Genomic DNA, 22,847 nt, shown 5'->3' with positions numbered 1-22,847 from the left:
AGAGTTTTCTTAACATATCAGAGTTGTAATGAATAGAAGAAGCACTATCGTTATCAGTTCATTCATATTATTATTCAATTATCAATCACATGGAGTTGTAGTTGGCTCAGAAACAGCTGTTTCAATTCAGCCAGCGTATACCTTTCCTTCCGCTGATTTCGATAATACCATGTTGGGATTTGCTTGGTTTAAAAATGGTTTTACTCTCGAAGATTCTCTGACAACATGTACCTTTGATGCAGTTTATCCTGTATCTGGCGATGTTAATTTAAATGGCGGTACGCTGTTTTTAAATCAAGATTTATTGTTCAGGAATATTACAACTCTCTCAGGGCTAGGCACGATCATTGGGAATAATCATCTTATTGATTTCTGTTCGAGCATAACTGGTTTTCCAACTAACACACAAACCATGTGTGATGCTATTATTTTTATCAATGGTGATATTACTGTTGATAGTGCTATTACCTTCCAAGGAAACTGTCGATTATTTGGTGATGGGCATTCTATCAAATTGGGTGAATCGGGGGCTTTGGTTGTTGATAGTGGATCGACATTAGAAATAAGTAATGCTTTTGTGAGCGATGTTAGTGGGAACAATGTTCGTTGTTTTGATGATTCTGCAAGCATTATTCTTGATGATGTTATATTTGATCAGCATGCAAGTTTTACGTTTGAGAGTGGATCGTTAAAATTTGTAAATTCAGTAACCATGTTGGGTACGGGTACCTTTTTTTATGAAAGTTCTCAAACGAGTACGATTGAAGAAGATTCTCGGTTGATCATATCAGAAGGTATGCACTTTTGGCTTGGCAGAAAAGAGCTGAATGGCGTTGAACCTTTGGCTTTTTCAGAGCATAATTCTGCATTAAAGCTTGAGAGCTGTAGCTTGATTGTAACCTCAAGTGGTCTCAATTTCACCAAAGGGCAGCTCGAGATAGGGCATGATGTTGTTTTAGATATTCATTCTAGTACAACAACCTATGGACTTACTTTGGGTAGTGGAGCAGCTGACGATGATTTTACTTTTAAATTTTCTTCTGCGGCAACAGTTTTATTTAAGTCTGGATGTATTATTTATGCAAATAGCAGGCCAGATTTATTAGTGTCAGATTCGCCAACGGTACATTTGATTAGATCGCAAGCATCACGCATGTATATGGCCAGGAGTGTAGTCATTCCATCTATGGTAGTTCAGCTTTTGACAGCATTAACACCATCTATCGAAGTGGCAAGCCCTTATACGGTAAGTTATGATAATGTTGTCGTTATGTTTCCAGGAGGTCAATTTACCATCGTTTGTGACCGTTATGACCAAACGACATTTTATTTAGATGGTGATGGCGATAATATTTTTTTAACTAAAGGTACATTCCCCTTAAAATTAGTTGTTTCGGGTCTCAATAATTATGTTCTTGGTAATGGTAATTTGGCTGGTTTGGTTACGTTGCAAGATAGTTCTACAAATCTTTCTATGAATATGGTAGGACTTATCTTAAGTTCTGTGGCTATGAATGGTGGGAAAATTACCCTAGCCGGTAATTTGTCGCTTGGTAATAGTGTTTTGTTGACAGGAACGGGGACAGTAGATTTAACTTCTTATGAACTTACGCTTGGCTCCCGTGATATGACGTGGACCAGCACTATTGCTTGGCAGGGCACAAATGGGGCGATAGATTTGCATGGTAAGCTTTCATTGATGAGCACGTGGACCATTAATGGTGATGTCTCTGTTCATGGCAATGGCAATATTTTAGAATTTGGCAGTACGGGACAAATAGTTGTTGCCGATGGCGCACATCTTACCTTTAAGGATATTTGGCTTACTACGATGTCTTCGTCAAATCTTGTCTGTTTGGGGGACGCAAGTTGTATTACCTTGGATGATGTAACATGGATTCAAGATAGTGATTTTACCTTTAGCACCGGCAGTATGAAGATTGTTAACACCGTCGATATGTCTGGGCCTTACACATTCATGTATGATAGTGCACAAACAAGTACAATTACTCAAAAGTCAGAATTATACATTAATAATGGATTAACGTTACTTGTTGGAAAAAAATCTGATGATGCGTTGGTCGAACCTTTTGAATTTATTGATTTATCATCTGTTTTAAAAATCGAAAATGGTGGATTACATATTAATTCACATGGTATTAGTTTTACTAAAGGGACCGTGGCGTGCGTTCGTGATGTGGATATTGATATTAATTCTACATCTACAGCAAATGGTATGACGCTTGGTGATGGGACTGCTGAAAATGATATGGTCTTTGAATTTTATCCTGGTGCTGCAGTACTGTTTTCTGGTGGACATCTTACGTATGATATTACTTCTGGTCAGGGGATTAAGTCGCATTCCAATTCTATTAATATGATTCGCTCAGATGAAAGTTATTTCTGGTTAAAGCAAAACCTATTGTTAAAAGATCTTACTATTCATACTGGTCAGTTAGCGCTATTGGTAGTAGAAGACGGCAAGACGCTATCGTATAGCAATTTAACCACTATTCTTGATCAGGGTACGTTTGATCTCACCGCTATACGGTATAATGAATATATGAGTTTGCTTGCAGGCGGCATGTCGATTTATATGACCAAAGGTGTGCTACCGCTCTATACTTTGGTTGCCTCTACTGGAAATACCATACGTGGTAATGGTAACGTAGGTGGCATGGTTATATGGCAAGATAGTAGCGCAGGACTTTACTGGGACGTGAGTGGCGCTATGCTCAACAACATGCTCATGAATGGCGGAACGCTTACATTAAATTCGGATATTGTTTTTTCTAGTGGCATGCAGATTTTAGATTATGGTACCGTCAAATTAGGTAGCTATAATTTCAAAATGGGGACTGGCGAATTAACCTATGCTGCTCCTTTATATTGGGATGGCACCGATGGCGTGATTACATTAAATTCAAATGTGACCCTATCAAGTACGTGGACATTTAGTGGTTCGTGTATTCTTGATGGTAGAGGCTACGTTCTTGACTTGAGTGACGGAACTATTGTTGTGGAGGAAGGGTCAACATTACACATAAGAAATACAGTCCTTAAAAATATTGCAGGAACCAATATCAGTTGTCTTGATAATGCAGGGTCTATTGTTCTTGATGGTACGACATGGATACAGAATGGTGATTACACGTTTACTACTGGGTCAATGAAATGGGAAAACATAGTTCGAATGAAAGGTGCTAAAAACTTTGCGTATCAAACAACTCAAACGAGTACCGTGATGGACTATGCAACATTGATATTAGACCAGGGGGTTACGTTTAGTTACGATACGTCTGCAAATAATTTGCTAGCATTTGCTGATGCAACATCACGTCTTGCGCTCAACAGTGCAACCCTCTATGCTGCGGGATCAGGGTTACAATTAACCAAAGGCCTTATTACTATTGATGGCAACTGTAATCTTAATTCAGACGCTTCTGATGCATTTGGTAATCCTGGAATTACCTTAGGCAATGGTACTGGTTCAGATGATTGCACATGTATTGTTTCTCGTGGATCACAGTTGCAATGTGCGCAAGGTTATTTGAATTATAACAACGTTAATGCATCTTCTTTACAGATGGCAAATGGCTCATCGGAAATTGTAATAAATGATGGAGCAACGCTGCGTCTTTATACATCATTGCCGTCAGATCCTGGCACCGTTCAATTTGGTGCAGGAATCTTGGGGCTGGCTTCTGGAGCAGAAGTTCAGGGAACAATGAATGTATCAATTAGTATTGAATACGTAACGTTATAATTTTAAAAAAATAATCATACTTTAAACACATATTATACAGAGGAATGATAGTAATGAAGAGATTACTTATTGCGATTATTGGGGTGTTTTCATGTTTGCATTATGAAATGCATGCAGATGTTGTAGGATCGGATTCTGTTGTTTCAGTTTTACCTCATTATGCTTTTTCAGCATCTCCTGCGGTGGCAAACCGCATAGCGAGTTTTGGATGGGCACAAAATGGATTTTCATTAGAAAATTCAACAACATCGGTACTTTTTGATAGTATCTACCCAGTTTCTGGAACTATTACATTAAATAATGGAACGTTAAATCTTAATCGCGATCTCATTTTTAACAATCCGACAACATTCACTAACTTTGGTACGATTGTCGGTAATAATCATATTCTCTCATTAAGCCAAAGCATTGTTTCTATTCCTGCCAATGCGCCTACGTTTCAAGATACAAAAATAGTTTTGCATAATGATGTCAAACTTACCGGTAAGACGTATTTTAATGGTACGTGCTCAATTGAGGGTAATGGTTACACATTAACCTTAGGAAATGCTGCTTCAATTATACTGAACGGCCAATTACTTATGCACAACGTGATGCTCGATGGTGTGGCGGGTAATAATGTTAAATGTAAGAATGATAGCTCATTATTTATTTTTGATGACGTAACGTGGATTCAAACTGATGATTTCAGTATGGTAGTTGGTGCATTTCAATGTAGAAATTGTGTTACCTTCAAAGGCCCGCATCTATTTGCATACCAAACATTAAAAACAAGTTTAATAAAAGCGAATGCAACATTACTGTTGGATCATGGATTCACTTTTAGTTATGATCCGGTTCGATTAGCCTCAAAAACGTTGTTGGCATTTGCAGATTCTACTGCATCACTTGTGTTAAATAGCGCAACATTGTGTGCGACAACAACAGGATTAAATCTTACTAAGGGTTCGTTATTTGTGGCAGGTGACAGCTCTTTATGTTCAGACGTGATAACTAATGGAACAACCATTATTGATAATGGCATCACCTTTGGCGATGGGCAAGAAGCAAACGATTTCTCTTGCACCGTAGCTACTGGCGCGCGGTTGTCAGTTACTGATGGCTCAGTGAACTATAAAAATGTATTGAGTTCATCATGGAATATGCAGAATAGCTTATCCATGCTTAATATGGGAGTTGGCACAATATTGCGGTTGTTTGCAACGCTAGATTTGGGTTATGGTCAAACATTGTGTGATGATAATGTCACTATTGCGCGTGTATCGACCGCTCAAATTCTTGGTAACGTATCGGCGGTTAATAATCTCTTTTTTGAGCAAATGTAATAATTTTTGATTATAGAATAAGGATAGGTAATGAAGCAGAATTATATAATGAATATAAGTACGCTAGTTTTTGTTTTTTGTTTTTCTTTGCCATTGGCTGCGGTCGTTATCAGTTCTAATAGCTCAGTCTCCTTGCAGCCAGCTATTACCTTTCCTGCAGCAGATACGGATAATATGATGCTTGGGTTTGCATGGTTTAAAAACGGTTTTACGTTGGAAGATGCAACAACTACCTGTTCATTTGATAGTGTATATCCGGTTTCGGGTACCGTGAATCTTAATGGCGGCACCTTGATATTAGATCAAGATTTGATTTTTCATGATATTACGACGCTGCAGAGTCTAGGTACAGTGATTGGCAACGGTCATTTTATGAATTTTTGTAACAGTGTTGTTGGTTTCCCTTCTACGACTAATACGTTTCAGGATGTGAATCTTTTTATTAATAATGATTTCACGATAACTAGTTCGTTGTTATTTCAAGGCAACTGCATTTTTAATGGCAATGGAAATTCCTTGGTAATAGGCGAGAATGGTTACATTGTAGTTGCGCCTGGTTCCACTTTACAAATCGAAAACGTTACGCTACAAAATGTCGCTGGTACGAATATACAATGCGCTGATGATACGGCGAGTATTGTTTTTGAAGAAGTGTCTGTAGTGCAGAGTGGCGATTATACATTTTCTTTTGGCAGTATGTTATTTTTGAATACCGTTGATTGGATTGGGTCATATACTTTTGTGTATGAAAGTTCTCAAACCAGCACCATAGCATCACAATCTGAATTATCTTTGTCACAAGGGCTTTTATTTTTCATAGGTAGACATGAAAATAATGCGGCTGTAGATCCTTTAGTATTTGTTGATTCATCATCAATACTTGGACTTGAAAATTGTATATTTAAAGTCAATGAATATGGCATGCAGGTTACTACTGGTCAGATTGAAGTAAGGCGTGATGTTGTCATAGACATCACTTCAACGACTACTGATTCAGCTCTTGTTCTTGGTGATGGCATTACAGAACATGATATATTCTTTGAATTGTTTCCTGCCAGCACCATTACATTTTTACGCGGTATGTTGGTGTTTGATGTGACGTCGCTTAATATTTTGGAGTCGAGGGCAAGCTCAGCAACGGTTATCCGATCAGCGGAGAGTATTTTTACCATACTACAGAGTATAGTATTAAGTAATGTCACTATTAAAGAAGAATTGGGCGCTGTAACCAATGTTGCACCAGGACAAACTTTATTGTTTAACAATGTCACGATGCAGCTGCCAACAGGTTCTGTGGTTCTGAATGGTTATAATTTGGATGCGTACACTAATTTACTAAATGGTAACCAGAGCTTGTTCATGGTATCAGGTTCGCTACCCTTGGCCACTCTTGTCGGCAACTCGGGCAATCTCATTGGTGGAAACGGTAGTATTGGTGGACCAATCATATTACAGGATAGTGATGCACAATTGACATGGGCGTTAAATGGTCCATTGTTATACGATATGACGATGAACGGTGGCTCAATTATTTTAGCGTCTGATTTGACCTGCGGTAGCAATGTGCAACTTACTGGTCCCTATACTATCCATTTAGGTCACAATCTGTTTAGTCTGGGACAAATAGATTTAACGGCGAGCGATCCTATTTATTTTGATGGTGCTCATGACGGCATTAATCTTTATTCAAATGTTATTTTGGATACCACATGGACGTTCAGCGGGCAATGTGTTCTGGATGCTAATGGGCATACCTTGGATTTAGATACCGGTACTATTGTTGTAGAAAATGGTTCGTCCTTGACGATCAGCAATGTCATATTAAAGAACGTTTCTGGAACCAACATCCAATGTCTTGATAATGCGGGTGTGATTACTCTCGATAATGTTGATTGGCAACAAAGTGGCGATTTCACTTTTGGTAATGGTGCGTTGCGATTCAGTAATGCAGTGCTTCTGCAAGGCGATGCTGTATTTGCCTATCAATCGGTGCAAACGAGTACGCTTCTTGCGCAAGCTACGTTAACGTTGGATTCAGGATTTACCTTCAGTTATGATTCAGGAACATCACCTGATCTGCTTGTATGTGTAAATAATTCATCGAAGATTGTATTAAATAATGCGGCTACATTGCATGCAACAACCCAAGGGTTGAATCTAACCAATGGTTCTATGATAATTCAGGGTAATGGTTATTTTGCTTCCGAAATACAGGGTTCAACTGATAACGGTATTACGTTTGGTAATTGTTATTCAGCGCATGATTTTGTAGTGACTATTGGCGGTAATGCTGTACTTGAAGTTACGCAAGGCTCATTAAATTATAAGAATGTGAGTAACTTGTCGTTCATTATGCAAAGCACGATTTCATCAATACAAATGGATGATGGCACTTCATTGAACCTGTATCAGAATCTGTATGGGCAAGGATCTACTTTATTTGTTGATAATAATGTTTTGGGACAGTCACCAGATGTTAATTTTGAAATGAGTACTACTCAGCATGGTTTATTAACTAACGTGACGTTACCGTATTGTTCATAGTGGTTGAAGGGTGTATCAGCAAGTGTTAATTATTGTATGAATAATAATTACCCTTAGGCTTCTAGAGCCTAGAAAAAAAAGTAGTATTGATTTGTCCCAGCATCATTGCTAAGATCGCTTTAATTATGAGGCTAGCAATAATATAATATTGTTAGCCTCATAATTTTTTGAGAATTAATAGTCTTGGTATAAGCTTTTTTTCTCGGTGATCATTCAATTTTTTTCTTATGAAATAAGGATACTGATGAAGCACAGATTATTTCTTATTTTTCTTTGTATCTTCCTGAGTAGTGCCAATACTATGCGTGGGGTTACCACTGGTTCGAATACTGTTTTGAGTGTTCAAACGTTGATTACGTATACAGGGACGGGTAACATAATACTTGGTGGAGCACTTATGAATGCCGGCTTTACCATGTCTTCAGGCGTAACATTGTCATGGGGTAGTTATTTTCCTGTTTTAGGACCGGTTACTATGGGAACCGGTACTATGACGTTGGCGCGAGATTTTTTAATGGGTGGCAGTTGGTTTAATTCTCCTGTTACCTTAGATGCCACGTTGAATATTAAAGGAACTACCATTCTTGATGGTGGTGGTAACGTTATTACGTTCGGGCCTTCAGGAATCATCGCCGTCGCTGCAGGTGCAACGGTAATTATTAAAAATACTACGCTGAAAGGCCTAATGACAGGTGATATTACTATGGGTTCTACTGCTTCTAATCTGACATTGCAAGATGTTACCTTGATTCAAAGCGGACCGTTAACGCTGTCTACCGGCAACTTAAATATTGTTAATGATGTGCTCATGACGGGAAGTAATATTTTTACCTACTCATCAGCAAATGCGTTGTCTATTAACTCATTGTCTATGCTAGAATTTGATTTAGGTATGACGTTTAGTTATGCATCTGCTACTAATAGTTTACTTACTTTTTCTAGTTCTTCTTCGGAGTTATTTTTAAACGGGGCAAGCTTGTTTGTGGGCTCAGCTGGATTGAACTTAACAACGGGTACGCTGGTTGTTGCCAACACTAGTTACCTTTCGACGTCAAGTTCAATTTCTTTTGGTAATAGTGTTAGCGCTAATGATCTTCAAGTGAATATTTTACCTAGTGCACAGCTACAAGTCTCTAATGGTATTTTGAATTATAACAACATTAACGCATCATCGTTACAGATGGGCAGCATAACTTCGAGTATATATATGGCGGATGGGACGACATTGAATTTGTTTCAGTCTCTTAATAATGGTAGTAGTTTTGTTTATTTTGGTAACGCAACATTGGGAACACAGGGTTTAGCTTCGCTTACTGGATCAGCGGCTGTTGTGGGAGCATTGAATTATACGACTTTTTAACATAACAGTTGTATATAACTATACGAGAATATATGAAGTATGGAATCAACTACATTATTGTTTTGCTTATATTGAGCAGTTATTTGACGGTGTATTCTCTCATTGTTGGATCTAATGCTGCAGTGTCTGTAGCAAATTTAACAGTTTTTCCTGCAGTAGCGAATAATCAGATGCTTGGATTTACTGCATTTCCTAATGGCATTACTTTAGCTAATGCTTCGACTACGTGTCTTTATAATGCACTTTTTCCTATTGGTGGACCAATCACCATGAATGGTGGTTTGTTAAATTTGGCCAAAGATTTATCTATTACGGGCACTAATACGTATCTAGCAAATGCCGGGAGTTTTAATGGCAATACTAATGCTATAATTTTGCCTCAGCAAGTTACTACGTTTACTACAAGTGGTGCAATAGTTATTGGTAATGCTGATTTGGTTTTTAATTCCAACGTTACCCTAAACGGATTGCTTACTTTTACTAATAGTTGTGTGGTAGAAGGTGGAGGTTATATTCTAGATGTGACCGCTGGTGGTATAGCTGTTGGTAGGAATTCATCAGCTGTTTTATTGAAAAACATGATACTTAAAAATGCTTCCGGAAATAGGTTCTATTGTATCGATAACACTGGCACATTTTCGTTAGAAAATGTTACGTGGGTACTTGATGCTAATTATAGTTTTACGCAAGGAACGTTGCAGATTTTTGATGAAGTAAAAATTACGGGTCTTAATCGAATTTTTGCTTATGCAAGCACTCAAACGATGGTGATTAATTCGAACTCAACACTTTTTTTTGATACCACTATGACGTTTAGTTATGCTGCTACTGCTAATAATGTAGTATTATTCGATGATAATACGGCCTTTTTACATTTATATGAAACAACCTTATTTGTTAGTAATGCCGGATTGAACTTAACAAAAGGCTCGCTTGTAATCGATGGACAATGCTCGGTAATTAGTACTGCAACATCTGCCGCGCAAGGAATTTCTTTTGGGGATAATATATTGCCAGCAAATAATTTGATGACGATGGTGCTCGCTGAATCAGGTTTAAATATTAAGTCAGGTTTTTTGGTGTATCAAAATGTTTAATAAAATAAAAAACATAGCAGTAATTTTTTTGTTGTTATATGGCATCCGGACTCGGGCTCTTATAGTTGGCTCTTTGGTTGCGCCATTACGTCAAGGAACGGTGACCTTTCCTACCGGTGCTTCCAATAATCAAATGCTTGGGTTTACTGATTTTGAAGGTGGATTTACCCTAACTGATGCAGTAACAACGCTTTCATTTAATGCCTATTTTCCAGTTTCATATTTAATGAATATGCGTGGGGGCATTGTGAATTTAGTTTCTGATATGAACTTGACTAATTCATTTACATCATTTGTTTCTACGGGAACCATCAATGGGAGTGGATTTTCGATAACGACACCGTATACAGAACAATTTCCATTTATTATGGCTATGGATACGCCAAATGTTACGCCATATGATAATCACTATTTGTTAACTACCACGAATTTTTCGGTAGATTCATCAGTTGGCGACGCATATACTGTTGTTGCTCTTGCTCAAACAACGCCCGGTATATATATACTACAGTTTAATCAATCTACCTTTGCTATTACGCAACTTGCAACAGCAAATACGCCGGGTAGTTGTACGTCTGCTCGATGGCATCCAACATTATTGTATCTTGCAGTTGCAAATGCGACGACTGGGTCGGGTTCTGTGCAGACTTATTTATTCACGCCTCCAAGTACCTTGACATTGCAGGGGACAATAACTTCCGGCACTAATGCATTTGCCGTTTCGTGGCATCCATCGGGAAATTATTTGGCGGCTGGTTTTAGCAATGGTATAAAAGTGTATTCGTTTAATAGTACTACTGGAGCATTGACGTTATTATCATCTGATGTTCAGACTCAATCTGTTTTATATAATGCATTATCATGGTCGTCGGATGGAAAATATGTTGTTGCTGGCTATACGACGACGGCGGCATTTAATGAGCTGCGTGTTGATTCTTTTAATGGTGCAACGCTTACTCCTGTTGCTTCATATAGAATTGGTTCTTCGGTAAATGCTTGTGAATGGTCACCTATAGCGGATTTTATATCAGTGGGCTTGGTGGGGACAGCAAATACGTTGCGCATGTTCAGTTTTAACCGATCGACTAATACATTAACCGATTTAACGACTGCTTATGTAGGACAAACCAATGGAGTATATGGTACGAGTTGGTCGCCTGATGGTCAATCAATTGTAATTGTGCTGAATTTAACCACCACTCAAACATTGCAGATTTATAATTTTAATCCCTATGCATTGGTTCAATCGTTAGTAAGTGCGAATGTTCTTGCGCCCAACGGTCTTTTTTCAATACGATGGTCTCGAAATGGTATGTATGTGATTACCGGAGATTTGGAAATAGAGGGAAACTATGTTTCTTATTATACGGCATCTGTGCCTTATTATTTAATTAATCTTAAAATCATAATGAATTCAAATATGGTTATGTATGGTATGCCGACTTTTCAGGGGAACTGCATTATTGATGGTAATGGTTATACGTTGGATGTATCGCATCTTCAAAATTTTACTATTAGCAGTGGAGCAACGCTGCAATTAAAGGATATGAATCTTTACGGTGTTTCGGGGACTCGGGTGCAATGTACTGATTCAACGGGAGTTTTGCAATTACGTGATATGACGTTGACGCAAACTGGAAATTATACATTTGCTAATGGAGCATTTACTATTCAGGGAGATGTGCTATTCACAGGCACATCAAACTTTATTTATAGCAGTAGTAAAACAAGTACTATTAATTCTAATGCCACGCTTACGTTTGATAATTTTATGACGTTCAGTTATGCACCATCGGTAGCAAGCAATAGTTTACTTGCTATGACAGATAATACATCGAGCCTCAATCTTCTTAATACTTCATTGTTTGTTTCAACAGCAGGATTACGGTTAACCAGAGGGAATTTAATGATAGAAGGGTTATGTGGAGTCAGTAGTGCTGCAACAAATAGTTCGCAAGGAATTTTTCTTGGAGATGGCGTTTCATCGGCAAACAATTTAACCACAATGGTATTAGAAGAGTCTGGGCTAAAGCTTCAGTCAGGATTTTTGGTGTATCAAAATGTATAACATAATAAAAAAATTGGTAATGAGTTTTGGATGTTTATTTTTTTGGCACTCCCATGCCATTATTGTTGGTTCTACTACCGCAGTTTCTGTTCAAGCTGCAACCACATTTCCTTCTGGCGATAACACTAATACCATGCTTGGATTTGCGCAGTTTAATGGTGGTTTTGTATTAACTGACACCGGCACTCGATGTCTTTATAATACTTATTTTCCTATTGCGGGTATTTTAAATATGCGTGGAGGATTATTAAATCTTGCTGTTGATATGAATATAAAAAATGTTACATCATTTGCTTCTACTGGTACATTTAATGGGAATAATTTCCCAATCGTGACACCGAAAGTTCCTCTCGCATCGTCTCCCTTTATTATTCCTATGAATACACCGAACGTAACAGTATTCAATAGTCGCTTTGCCCAACCTGCCGGTCTTTTAAATAATAGCTCCGTGGATTGGTCAGCGGGAGATCAATATTGTGCAGTAGCAAATCAAGTTGCTCCTATAGTATCTATCTTGCAATTTAATCAGTCTACCTATGCCATCACACAGGTGGCTACTGCAAATCCATCGGGACTGGGTCAAGCTGTTCGTTGGCATCCAACGCTACTTTATTTAGCTGTCTCAACGAACTCAACCGCTGCTAATTCGGCATTGATTTATCAATTTACGCCACCTTCAACGCTGACTCAGTTATCAGGAGTTACTACAAGTTTTGCCTCTTATGCCAATGCGTGGCATCCATCGGGTAATTATGTCGCCTTTGGGTTTAGTAATGGCGTGATTGTATATTCAGTGAACCAATCTACGGGGGCTTTAACGCAAATATCATCAGCTTTGCCTGGGCGTGTCAGTAATAATGCATTAAGTTGGTCATCGGATGGTAAGTATCTTGTTGCAGGCTATACAACATCAAGCACTAATCAATTGATAGTATATTCTTTTAATGGTTCAACTATTACTCAGGTTGCTACTAATACTCCGGGGGTCAACGTTACTGGTGCAGAATGGAATTCAGTTGCAGATTTTATTGCTGTTGGTTTGGCTAGTGGTGCAAATACCGTAAGTGTGTTTCAATTTAATAGATCTACTAATACTTTAACGCGTTTGACTAATTCTCTAGTGGGACAAACGAATCTGGTTAATGGTATGAGTTGGTCACCAGACGGACAATCGCTTTTAGCTTGTTTTGCTACTGCCGGAGTGACGCCATTTCAAATTTATAATTTTAATCCGTATTCATTTGTATTGTCTTTGGTGAGCGCTCCAAATAAGGTAAGTGGTAACGGGGTACTTGCCGTTAGATGGTCTGATGGTGGCTTGTACGCAATGGTTGGTGAAGCTAATACTACGTTTACTTCTTTTTACACGGTATCAGTTCCCTACTCTATGATTAATTTTAAGATGGTTATGAATTCAGATGTAGTTATGTATGGTCTTCCGATATTTCGAGGTAATTGCATGATATATGGCAATGGATATACATTAGATATATCAAAATCTCAGAGTTTTACTATTGGTTCAGGCGCAACGTTATTATTAAAAGATGTTAATGTATACGGTGTTTCGGGTAATGGTCTAACGACTGATGGGACTCCTGCAAATAGGCCTAACTTCGCTGATTCAACGGGAGTTTTGAAATTGGAAGATATGATTTGGACTCAAACAGGAGATTACACATTAGTGAATGGCGCATTTACTATTCAAGGGGATGTGTTGTTTACCGGAACATCAAACTTTATTTATAGTAGTGGTAAAACAAGCATTATTAATGCAAATTCACAATTGATGTTTGATAATAGTACAACATTTAGTTATGCTCCGCCCATAAGTTCCCAAAACTTACTGCAAATGATCGATCAAACATCGCAGCTCTATTTTAATAATACATCGTTGTTTGTGTCTTCTGTCGGGTGCCAATTAACAAATGGGAGTTGGTTCATTAACGGCCAATGTAATATTACCAGTTTTGGAACATCCCAGTTGAATGGCCTTAGAATTGGTGATGGTATATCTTCTGTTAATAATCTTACCTTAAAAATATTACCAGAATCAGGTCTCGCTATACAGTCTGGATTTTGTGCTTATCAAAATATATAAAAAAATAAGAGCTTAGTTTTTTTATTTGCTATGCAAAAAAAATTTTGTTACGTTGCGGACCAGAAGATTCAATTAATGTTTTATGAGGCGTTTTTTTAGATACGATCATTCAAATTTTTTTGTTATGAAATAAGGATACTGATGAAGCACAGATTATATCTTATTTTTCTTTTCATGATCATGATTAGTGCCAACAATATGGATGGTGTGATAACCGGTTCAGCTACCGCTTTGAGTGTTCAGACGTTGATTACGTATGCAGGCGCTAATTCAATACTTGGCGGAGCAGTTATGACCGCCGGTTTTACTATGGCAGCAGGTGTAACGGTGGCATGGTCTAGTTACTTTCCTGTTCTAGGGCCGGTAACGTTGGGCACCGGAACAATAACGCTAGGCCGAGACTTTCTAATGGGTGGTGGTTCAACATTTGTGAATGGTGGGACCTTTACCTGTGCAGGATTTTCGGTAGTGTGTCCGCAACAATCAACGACGTTTACCCTAGGTGGCGCAAATGCGTATACGATAAATGGTGGATCATTACGGTTTAATTCTCCTGTTACCTTAAATGCCACGTTGAATCTTCAAGGAACTACCATTCTTGATGGTGGCGGCAATGTTATTACGTTTGGATCTTCAGGAGTGATAGCAGTTTCTGCTGGCGCAACCGTGATTATTAAAAATGCTACGCTGAAAGGCCTAATGGCAGGTGACATTACTATGGGTTCTGCTGCTTCTAACCTGACGTTGCAGGATGTTACTTGGATTCAAAGCGGACCGTTAACGCTGTCTACCGGTAACTTAAATATTGTTAATGATGTGCTCATGACGGGAAGTAATATTTTTACTTACTCATCAGCGAATGCGTTGTCTATCAACTCATTGTCTACGCTAGAATTTGATTTGGGTATGACGTTTAGTTATGCATCTGCTACCAATAGTCTACTTACTTTTTCTAGTTCCTCTTCGGAGCTATTTTTAAATGGTGCAAGTCTGTTTGCGGCCTCTGCCGGCTTGAATTTGACAACGGGTACACTGCTTGTTGCCAACACTAGTTACCTTTCGACGTCAAGTTCAATTTCTTTGGGTAATACTGTTAGCGCTAATGATCTTCAAGTAAATATTTTACCTGCAGCACAGCTACAAGTTTCTAATGGTACTTTGAATTATAATAATGTTAACGCAGCATCGTTTCAAATGGGTAGCACGGGTTCCAATATATATATGGGAAATGGGACAATATTGAATTTATTTCAAACGTTGAATCTTGGAACGGGGAATCTATTTTTTGCTAGTAGTACCACACTTGGACGTGCGAGTGGTATACAGATCTTAGGGTCGGTAAATATACTAGGTGATCTTGCCTATGCGAGCTTGTAACGAGTAAATTTTAAGTAATTGGTGAGTAATGAAGCATGCGATAATAGTTGGCATCGTAATAAGTAGCCTAGGAGCATTGTATGTGGGCTCATTATACAGCGTTGTCATTGGTTCAAATACGGTACCTTCGGTTCAGGGATTGGCCAGTTTTCCTGCTGTTGATGTTGACAATGAAATGCGCGGATTTGCGGCATTTTCTGGTGGATTTACTCTAGCAACTGCTGCAACGAGCTGTATTTTTAATTCTCTTTATCCCGTTATAGGAAACATGACTATGAACGGGGGAATTTTAAATTTAAGTAGAAAGTTAGTATTGGGCAATACAGCAGTGTTTGCTAATGGTGGTCGTATCAACGGAAATAATTATTCATTGTTGTTGCCCAATAAAATTTCGACATTTAGCTTTCCAGCCGCAGTAATGACGTTTGTTGATATTGCTGTTCAAATGAATTCTGATGTTGCATTGCAAGCTCTTATGACATTTACCGGTGTATCGGTGATTGATGGCCAAGGATATACGCTTGATTGCTCTAGTGGATCATTGGCTGTTGGTAATGGTTCAAGTCTAGCACTCAGGAATCTTACGTTAACGGGATTGTCTGCGGGCAAGATGTATTGTACTGATTCTTTGGGAACCTTTTCATTTGATAATGTGACCTGTGTCTTGAGTAATAATTATACGTTTACGCAAGGCAAATTGGACATACTCGGTGATCTTATGTGTACGGGGCCCTATGTTTTTTGTTATCAAAGCACCAGAACTTCAACTATTTATTCACAGGCATCCCTTGCTTTCGATGCTGGTATGACTTTTAGTTATAATGCTTCGGTGTCTGGTAGTTTGCTTGCAATGGCTGATGCAACAGCATCGTTAGCATTATATGAAACAACTTTATATTCTACGGTGCCAGGACTAAATTTAACCAAGGGGCAATTAGTAGTAGAAGGTTCATGCCCTGTTATGAGCACTGCTTCATCAAGCGGCAATGGTATTAAATTGGGCGATGGAAGTTCTGCAAGTAATAATCTTACTATTTCTATATTGGAAGAATCAGGATTAAACCTATTATCTGGCTTTATGGTGTATCAAAATGTATAAGTTCAAAAAATATGGCTATAGTTTTTTTGTAGTTCTTTTCATGGTGCATTGCCCTCTATATCCTGTTGTTGTCGGATCGAACTCTGCTGTTTCCGTGCAGGCTGCAGTAACGTTTCCTTATACTGATAACAATAATACTATTCTTGGTTTTGCTTCCTGTCCAAATGGTTTTACTTTGGACGGAGCATCAACGACCTGTACCTATAATGCGTATTATCCAGTTGCGGGAAGAATTACCTTGAATGGTGGTTCATTTTTTTTAAGTAAAGATTTGGCTTTCAAGCCATCACTGCTTGCTACAACAGGAACCATTGATGGTAATTCTTTAGGAATGCAATTTACTACAACAGCCTCATTGCAATGGGCTGCTGCTCCATTAAACCAATTATATATACTGGCGTCGGCGGTTTTGCCCAGCGCTGTCTATAGTGTTAATTGGGCCTATGATAGTGGCTTTGTTGCAACAGGCGATAACACGGGTAATTTACGGGTTTTTAGTTTTGATGGCCGAAATTTAGTACAAAGAGCTACAGTAAATTTAACGAACGTGAGAATAAATGGTGTGAGTTGGCATCCTTCAGATTATTATATTGCAGCGGTTAGAAACTCTGGTACTAATCAAGAGCTGTATGTATATCGTTACAATGTTGGCCCTGCAACATTAACGCAGACAACGGCTATTGAGCTAGGTTTTGATGCTTTCGCGGTTAGTTGGCATCCAACGGGTAATTTTTTGGCTATTGGTAATGCAGATACTGCAAACGAAATCAGAGTTTATTCAGCTGCTGCGGGTGTGCTTACTGCATTAACCACTTTTAACATTGCTCCCAATGCCAACGTTTCTAATGATGCTTTGTCTTTTAGTCCAACGGGTACCTATTTGGCCGCGGGTGTGGCAAGTAATGCGGGCAGTGAATTGTATGTTTATACGTTCAATGGAACAACGTTGGCCATTAATGCACAAGCTGAAGTGGGCGTTACTGTTTCGTGCCTTGATTATTCTCATACAAATTCTGTGATTGCCGTTGGATTGATTAGTGGAACTCAATGTTTGCGTGTATATCAACATGACCCTGGAGCGGGAACATTAACTGAATTGACTTCTGCGCGAGTTGGAGAAACAGTGACGGTTAATTCAGTCCATTGGAGCCCCGATGGCACGCAACTTGTTATGGGACGCAATACTGGTACTGGAACAGAATTTAGGTTATATGCTTATGACAGTACCGCTGCAACATTAACACAATTATATGGAGAAAATTCTACATCAGTTGTAAGAACCGTAGCATGGTCGCCTAATGCAAAGTATGTTGCTCGTGGGGATGATGCCTTTAATCTCCGTATCTATAATAGAGTGAGTCCCGCATTAGATTATTTTGTTTTTAATAATATTAAGATGGCTCTTAGTAGTAACACTACATTAAAGAACATGGCACGATTCAAAGGTGTTTGTGCGCTTGATGGCAAAGGAATAACCTTAGATTTGAGTGCTAGTTTTACCGCAACCAACGGCAATGCAATTTTAGTTGATGCAGGATCTTCGTTGTTGTTACAAAATATGACGATTTCAGGTGTTTCAGCTAATAAAATGGCTTGTTTAGATAATCTTGGGACGTTGTCTTTAGAGAATGTTACTTGGATTCAAACTGACAGTACGGTTTTTTCGCTAGGACGTTTGTATATTTCGGGTGAATTGCGTGTTACTGGTACAACGGTCTTTGCTTACACATCAAATCAGCAAAGTACTATCGGTTCTAACTCTATGTTGTACTTTGATTCAGGGATGACCTTTAGCTACAATCCATCATCGTCGGCAAATAATTTATTGGCATTTGCCGATAGAACTTCTTTATTACATTTATATGAAACAACACTGCAAACAACAACGACTGCGCTACAACTTACTAAAGGAACGTTAGTGATAGATGGTGTGTGTCCTGTAGTCAGTGGAGCCCAGAATGTAGGGCAAGCGATAAGTTTTGGTGATGGCGTTTCAGCGAATAATAATCTAACGATAAGAGTGTTGCCTGAATCAGGATTGAATGTAGTTTCGGGAATTGTGAGATATAACAATATATAAAAGAGCAGATCACCGTATGAAGCACGTGTCGTTGTTTAAAAAATATTTTTTTAGTTTCGCTATTTGTTTCTTTCAAGGAGCATTGAGCATTGTTATTGGTTCGTTTACGGTACCATCTACACAAAGTTTTGTTACATTTCCATCAGCGGATGCTGATAATGAGATGCGTGGCTTTGCTTCGTTCGATGGAGGGTTTGCTCTTGCTAATAATAGAACAAGTTGCTTGTTTACGTCGCTATGTCCAGTTTCAAGAACGATTGATTTGCGTTTAGGTAAATTGGCTCTTAATACCGATTTATATTTAGGAGATACGGTAAATTTTATTTCAACAGGGACCTTTATAGGTAATAACAATTTTATTTATACTCCTGCGATTAATGAGCCCCTTGTTATTAATGCAGCACAAACGTTGTCTTTAACGGCATCGGTTTTGGTTGGGTTACCGGTTAACTCAATTGACTGGAATTTTTCAGATCAATATGTTGCTGCAGCGACAAATTTTTCGGCTTCTGCACCGGAACTGTACACTTATTCTTTTAATGGTGGCCCTTTGTTGAGTCAGGTTGCATCAACGACGTTTAATTTTAGTGCTTTGGCAGTACGCTTTCATCCGACGTTAAATTATTTGCAGACATCTATTGCAAGTGATATTGCTACTAATGATACTTTTGCCTATCGATTCAATACGTCGCCTAATTATTTGGTTCAAACCGGTGGCGATGTATTAAGTGGTTCTGGCTATGCCGTCGCATGGAATCCTCGGGGGAGTTGGGTTGCGGCAAGTAGTGACACATCCCAGTATCCTGACCAAGCACAGTTGCGTATTTTTAATTTTAATTCTGGAACAGGCGCTCTTAGCTTATTAACCACTGGTACGTTGACGCCTATTCGTAATGTGCAGCCTAACGCTATGAATTGGGATAGTACTGGACAGTATTTGGTTATAGGGGTGAATGCTAATGCAACGGTTGGGGCTAATGAGTTGTTGTTATACTATTTTAATGATACTACCTTGACGTCGACTAATGGTGTTGATCTTGGACGTACAGTAACAGCAGTTGATTATTCGCCCAGCGGGACTTTTATTGCAGCAGGATTATCGGCAGGAACTGAAAGTTTGAGAATTTATAGGCATACCATTTCTAATGGCACCTTGGTTGAGGAGCCTTCTGCGCGCGTTGGTGAAACGGTGACGGTAAATTCTGTCGATTGGCACCCTACAGGCAATTAATGAAGTTCGTTGGTCTCGTAGTGGTACTTATTTGGCCGTTGCGGATGCGAATCTTACGGTATCGATTTATCGGTTGATTGATGTTCCACTTGTGTTGAATAACGTCAAGTTAACCATGAATGGAGATTTAACGCTTGCGCTACCGGTAGAAACATACGGCTTTGTGGAAATTGATGGTCAGGAGTATACGTTGGATCTTAGTTTGAGCCCAACAGTTTCTGTTTTTCCTGGATCAACCTTGGTACTAAAAAATATGATGGTTACTGGTATTTCTGGGTCTAAAATAAATAATGTTGATAATACTGGTCAGGTCCAGTTACAAAATACAACGTGGGTGCAATCAGGTGATTATCAATTTGTAAGAGGCTCATTACAAATTAATAATAAGGTATTAATGACTGGCGCTTCAAATTTTGTATATCAAACGAGTCAAATAAGTACGATTACGAGTAATGCGCAGTTGATGTTTGATAGTGGCATGACTTTCAGCTATGCCCCATCAAGCGCGTCCAACAACTTGCTCAACTTTCAAGATTCAACAGCTGAGTTGTATTTATATCAGACAACATTGCGTACTAGTACAATAGGTTTACAACTGACCAAAGGAATGGTGACAGTTGATGGGATCTGTAATGTAGTAAGTAATGCTGTTACACAAGCACAAGGAGTAAGGTTTGGCGATGGTGTTTTGTCTGCAAACAATATTAATTTGATGATATTACCAGAATCAGGGCTCAATCTAGTGTCAGGATTTTTAGTTTATAATAACGTGTGATAAGCATGCATAGATATACTTTGTCTCGGTCCTATTGCATAAGTTTAAAATGAGTGGAAAAAATCTTTGGGACTTTGTAGTGAAAGTACTGACTGGATCGCGATTTCATGTAAATTCGGGTTTTTTAGTTTACAATAACATGAAAAAAAAGGTAAGACTTATAGATAGAAAAAGTTACTAGTATATGAGCTAGATAATTAAAGAGAGTAGTATATGAAGCATTATAAAATATCGTCTTATTTATTCTTAAACGTGCTATTGTCTGTTGTTACAGTACAATGTGGTACGATAAATTTTAGGGGTAATAGCTCTTTTGTGCGTGTTGCACCAGGGGCTTCTTTTGTAGTTAATCAACCAGTGTCTTCTATGGGCGGTAAGCTCATGCAAGATATTGGCGGAACTATTTCTGGTTCTAACATCACGTTTATTGATGGCTTGTTGCAAAATGATGGCAACAGCATGCTCCTGAACGCAGTACTTGCTCCTGACGGTGTTCGTACGGGTACCTTGACATTAAACGGTGGCACTCGTTATATAAAAGATACGCGTGGTGTTATTAATCAAACGGTGAATATCTCAGGTGCAGGAGCTCGTGTTGAGGGGGCAGCTTTATTAACCGGCCCTATTACGTTACAAGATATTAATACTACGGCTACTTTTGCTTTGCAGAATTCATTAGGAACTAATATTGCATTCACGAATGGAGCAATTTTAAATTTAGATAATACGCTGCAATTTGCTGATAACTTTTCTTATATAGGAACGGGGACTATTAATTTTAATGGCCATAACATAGAGCTTGGTGGAGGAGCTTTGAGTTTGACCGGTACTTTTGTCCTCGATGCTAATCTTACATTGAACGGTCCAGTGACGCTTGTAGGGAATACCAATTTTAACAATGGTGATACCATTCAGGGTAATGGTAATGTGTTGACCTTGGCGGCTGGGGCAACAATAAGCATTAACAATAATGCAACAGTTTTTATGACCGACGTTATGCTTAAAGGCCTTGGAACAGGTGGAGGAAGCATAGTTTTTGGTAATAATAATTCGACACTGATTTTAAGTTACACAGAATTTGACTTGGTTGGTAATGTTACACAAACGCAAGGTAAAATAACAGTCAATGGTCCATCGACATGGACAACCAGAGGTTCTACGTATACGTTTGGTGGCACTTCGTTATTGACGGTAGATGCGGTGACGTTATGGAAAGATCAAGCTGGTGCAGCGACGTTGGGTACTATAGCATTTGCTGCTCCTGGCAATCTATCTCTTATTAACGAAGGTAGAATCTGTCAAAAAATATGTGGCGATTCAATAGCAACAAGTACAGGATCTTTACAATCACAAATTGATGCTTGTTGTTCATCATTAAGAACAAGTACGGGCTTCTTGCAGTCGCAAGTTGATGCTGCTAACACCTGTTGTACGGTCTTAAAAACAAGCACCGGTTTCCTGCAATCACAGGTTGATTTATTGCTTAATATTGATAATCAATTGAAGACAAGTACAGGCTTCTTGCAATCTCAAGTTGATGCAGCTAATAACTGTTGTACGGTGCTCAAGACAAGCACGGGCTTCTTGCAGTCACAGGTTGATAACGTAAGAAGTACCTTGAGAACAAGTACCGGATTCCTACAATCACAAATTGATGTAGCCAATAGCACACTTCGTACAAGTACCGGGTTCTTGCAGTCTCAAATTGATGCAGCCAACAACTGTTGTACGGTCTTAAAGACAAGCACGGGCTTCTTGCAATCGCAGATTGATAGTGCAAACAGCACACTTCGTACAAGTACTGGATTCTTGCAGTCATCTATCGATGCGTGTTGTTCATCACTCAGAACAAGCACCGGATTCCTACAATCACAAATTGATGTAGCCAATAGCACACTTCGTACAAGTACCGGGTTCTTGCAGTCTCAAATTGATGCAGCCAACAACTGTTGTACGGTACTCAAGACAAGCACGGGCTTCTTGCAATCGCAAATTGATAGTGCAAACAGCACACTTCGTACAAGCAC

13 protein-coding genes are annotated in these 22,847 nt (G+C 38.8%); all 13 read left to right on the top strand.

Annotated features, from left to right (window positions below; genetic code table 11):
- Positions 1–28 precede the first annotated feature (28 nt).
- Positions 29–3,766 carry a hypothetical protein gene (locus NTX86_00200; protein ID MCX5921743.1) on the top strand — a complete coding sequence of 1,246 codons (3,738 nt, stop codon included), beginning with the start codon at positions 29–31 and terminating at the stop codon, positions 3,764–3,766.
- Positions 3,767–3,819: 53 nt separating this feature from the next.
- On the top strand, positions 3,820–5,091 hold the full coding sequence (locus NTX86_00195; GenBank protein ID MCX5921742.1) for a hypothetical protein: 1,272 nt from the start codon (positions 3,820–3,822) through the stop codon (positions 5,089–5,091).
- 30 nt (positions 5,092–5,121) lie between these two features.
- Positions 5,122–7,635, top strand: coding sequence for a hypothetical protein (locus NTX86_00190; GenBank protein MCX5921741.1), 2,514 nt, complete (start codon positions 5,122–5,124; stop codon positions 7,633–7,635).
- A 244-nt stretch (positions 7,636–7,879) separates the two neighbouring features.
- A complete protein-coding gene (locus NTX86_00185) occupies positions 7,880–8,995 on the top strand; it encodes a hypothetical protein (GenBank protein ID MCX5921740.1) in 1,116 nt (371 codons plus the stop codon).
- A 32-nt stretch (positions 8,996–9,027) separates the two neighbouring features.
- A complete protein-coding gene (locus NTX86_00180; GenBank protein ID MCX5921739.1) occupies positions 9,028–10,092 on the top strand; it encodes a hypothetical protein in 1,065 nt (354 codons plus the stop codon).
- Positions 10,085–12,160 carry a hypothetical protein gene (locus NTX86_00175; GenBank protein ID MCX5921738.1) on the top strand — a complete coding sequence of 692 codons (2,076 nt, stop codon included), beginning with the start codon at positions 10,085–10,087 and terminating at the stop codon, positions 12,158–12,160. Before NTX86_00180 ends, NTX86_00175 begins: the two co-directional genes overlap by 8 nt.
- Positions 12,153–14,258 carry a beta-propeller fold lactonase family protein gene (locus NTX86_00170; protein MCX5921737.1) on the top strand — a complete coding sequence of 702 codons (2,106 nt, stop codon included), beginning with the start codon at positions 12,153–12,155 and terminating at the stop codon, positions 14,256–14,258. The genes NTX86_00175 and NTX86_00170 overlap by 8 nt, the downstream gene beginning before the upstream one ends.
- 141 nt (positions 14,259–14,399) lie before the next feature.
- Positions 14,400–15,635 (top strand): hypothetical protein, encoded by a 1,236-nt coding sequence (locus tag NTX86_00165; protein MCX5921736.1) that lies wholly within the window; start codon positions 14,400–14,402, stop codon positions 15,633–15,635.
- 28 nt (positions 15,636–15,663) lie between these two features.
- Positions 15,664–16,734 carry a hypothetical protein gene (locus NTX86_00160; protein MCX5921735.1) on the top strand — a complete coding sequence of 357 codons (1,071 nt, stop codon included), beginning with the start codon at positions 15,664–15,666 and terminating at the stop codon, positions 16,732–16,734.
- Entirely contained in the window at positions 16,727–18,814 is a 2,088-nt protein-coding gene (locus NTX86_00155; protein MCX5921734.1) for a hypothetical protein, read from the top strand. The genes NTX86_00160 and NTX86_00155 overlap by 8 nt, the downstream gene beginning before the upstream one ends.
- A 16-nt stretch (positions 18,815–18,830) precedes the next feature.
- The gene (locus tag NTX86_00150; protein ID MCX5921733.1) at positions 18,831–20,045 is read left to right on the top strand and encodes a hypothetical protein; all 1,215 of its coding nucleotides are present in this window, start codon (positions 18,831–18,833) and stop codon (positions 20,043–20,045) included.
- Between the two features lie 31 nt (positions 20,046–20,076).
- Positions 20,077–20,820 (top strand): hypothetical protein, encoded by a 744-nt coding sequence (locus NTX86_00145; GenBank protein ID MCX5921732.1) that lies wholly within the window; start codon positions 20,077–20,079, stop codon positions 20,818–20,820.
- A 213-nt stretch (positions 20,821–21,033) separates the two neighbouring features.
- Positions 21,034–22,847, top strand: a 1,814-nt coding sequence (locus NTX86_00140) for a hypothetical protein (GenBank protein ID MCX5921731.1), incomplete at its 3' end; no start/stop codon positions are given.

Source organism: Candidatus Dependentiae bacterium (assembly GCA_026389015.1).
In the GTDB taxonomy this organism is placed as follows: Bacteria; Babelota; Babeliae; order Babelales; family Vermiphilaceae; genus JAPLIR01.
The sequence above is the reverse complement of the archived record's forward strand: the minus strand, read 5'-3'. Positions and strand labels throughout refer to the sequence as shown.

Coding starts and splice junctions, on each gene's coding strand:
- NTX86_00200 (MCX5921743.1), top strand. CDS start 29: ATGAATAGAAGAAGCACTATCGTTATCAGTTCATTCATATTATTATTC.
- NTX86_00195 (MCX5921742.1), top strand. CDS start 3,820: ATGAAGAGATTACTTATTGCGATTATTGGGGTGTTTTCATGTTTGCAT.
- NTX86_00190 (MCX5921741.1), top strand. CDS start 5,122: ATGAAGCAGAATTATATAATGAATATAAGTACGCTAGTTTTTGTTTTT.
- NTX86_00185 (MCX5921740.1), top strand. CDS start 7,880: ATGAAGCACAGATTATTTCTTATTTTTCTTTGTATCTTCCTGAGTAGT.
- NTX86_00180 (MCX5921739.1), top strand. CDS start 9,028: ATGAAGTATGGAATCAACTACATTATTGTTTTGCTTATATTGAGCAGT.
- NTX86_00175 (MCX5921738.1), top strand. CDS start 10,085: ATGTTTAATAAAATAAAAAACATAGCAGTAATTTTTTTGTTGTTATAT.
- NTX86_00170 (MCX5921737.1), top strand. CDS start 12,153: ATGTATAACATAATAAAAAAATTGGTAATGAGTTTTGGATGTTTATTT.
- NTX86_00165 (MCX5921736.1), top strand. CDS start 14,400: ATGAAGCACAGATTATATCTTATTTTTCTTTTCATGATCATGATTAGT.
- NTX86_00160 (MCX5921735.1), top strand. CDS start 15,664: ATGAAGCATGCGATAATAGTTGGCATCGTAATAAGTAGCCTAGGAGCA.
- NTX86_00155 (MCX5921734.1), top strand. CDS start 16,727: ATGTATAAGTTCAAAAAATATGGCTATAGTTTTTTTGTAGTTCTTTTC.
- NTX86_00150 (MCX5921733.1), top strand. CDS start 18,831: ATGAAGCACGTGTCGTTGTTTAAAAAATATTTTTTTAGTTTCGCTATT.